Consider the following 1306-nt stretch of genomic DNA (forward strand, 5'->3'; position numbering starts at 1 on the left):
CTATAATTCCCGACACGGGGAGTGATCATGACCGCAACCGCCTACCGCTTCGGCATCGAGGAAGAGTTCTTTCTGGCGGATGCCGCGACGCGCGGCACGCCGCGCCGGGGCCTCGCGGGCTTCCACGCCGCCGCCCGGGCGCTGCTGCCGGCGGCGGAGCGCGAGCTGCTCCAGAGCCAGATCGAGATCGCGACGCCGCCCTCGACCGCCTTCGGGGAGGCCCGCGCCGCCCTCGACGGCCTGCGCCGGGGGCTCGCCGAGATCGGGCGGGCCCACGGCATCCTGGTCTTCGGCGCCGGCACGCATCCGAGCGCCGCCTGGGACGACCAGCGCCCGACCGACGGCGCGCGCTACCGCGGCATCCTCGACGAGGTCCGCATGGTCGGCCGGCGCACCCTCGTCGGGGGCATGCACGTCCACGTCGAGGTGGCCCGGCCGGACGACCGGGTCGACCTGATGAACCGGCTCCTGCCGTTCCTGCCGCTGCTGCTCGCGCTCTCGGTCTCCTCGCCGTTCTGGCAGGGCCGGGCGACGGGGCTGTCCGGCTACCGGCTCAGCGTCTTCGGCGAGATGCCCCGGACGGGGCTCCCGGACCTGTTCGCCACGGCGGACGACTTCGCCCGCTACGTGCAGGTGATGACGCAGGCCGGGGCGATCCGGGATGCGAGCTTCCTGTGGTGGCACCTGCGGCCCTCGGTGCGCTTCCCGACGCTGGAGCTGCGCATCGCCGACAGCTGCACGCGCGTCGACGACGCCGTCGCCATCGCGGCGCTCTACCGCTGCCTCGTGCGCCTCGCCGAGCGCCGGCCCGGCCTGAATGCCGGGCTCTCGGGCGTCGGGCGCGCGCTGATCCGGGAGAACCTGTGGCGGGCCCAGCGCGACGGTGTCCGCGCCGCCCTGATCGACGAGGCCTCGGCGCGGGCCGTGCCGTTCGGGGAAGCCCTCGACGGAACCCTCGGCCTTCTCGCCGAGGACGCCGCGGCGCTCGGCTGCGCGGCCGAGCTCGACGGCGCCCGCCGGATCCTGCGCGAGGGCACCAGCGCCGACCTCCAGCTCGCCGCCCACGAGGCCGGGTGCCGGGACGGCGGCTCGGACGAGGCCGGCCTGGCGGCGGTGGTCGACCGGCTCGCGGAGCTCACCGAGGGGCGCGGGTCCGGGCGGGCGCGGTGAGCGCCGTGAGGCCGCCGGCCGCGTCTTTCCGCGGGAGGCCGGGAGGGGGCGGTTGAGATCGCGCGGGGGGGGGGGCAGCCGTAGCGTCCCGGCGGGGCGCCGGGACGGCTGTTGCAACCGGATTGAAGTGTCACGG

General features: G+C 76.1%; 1 protein-coding gene. It reads left to right on the top strand.

Translation table 11 applies throughout. The features are described 5' to 3' along the window. Positions 1 to 27 precede the first annotated feature (27 nt). Positions 28 to 1170 (top strand): carboxylate-amine ligase, encoded by a 1143-nt coding sequence (locus tag DT057_RS34870; protein WP_128566550.1) that lies wholly within the window; start codon positions 28 to 30, stop codon positions 1168 to 1170. The last annotated feature ends 136 nt before the right edge of the window (positions 1171 to 1306 follow it).

Source organism: Methylobacterium crusticola (assembly GCF_003574465.1).
In the GTDB taxonomy this organism is placed as follows: Bacteria; Pseudomonadota; Alphaproteobacteria; order Rhizobiales; family Beijerinckiaceae; genus Methylobacterium; species Methylobacterium crusticola.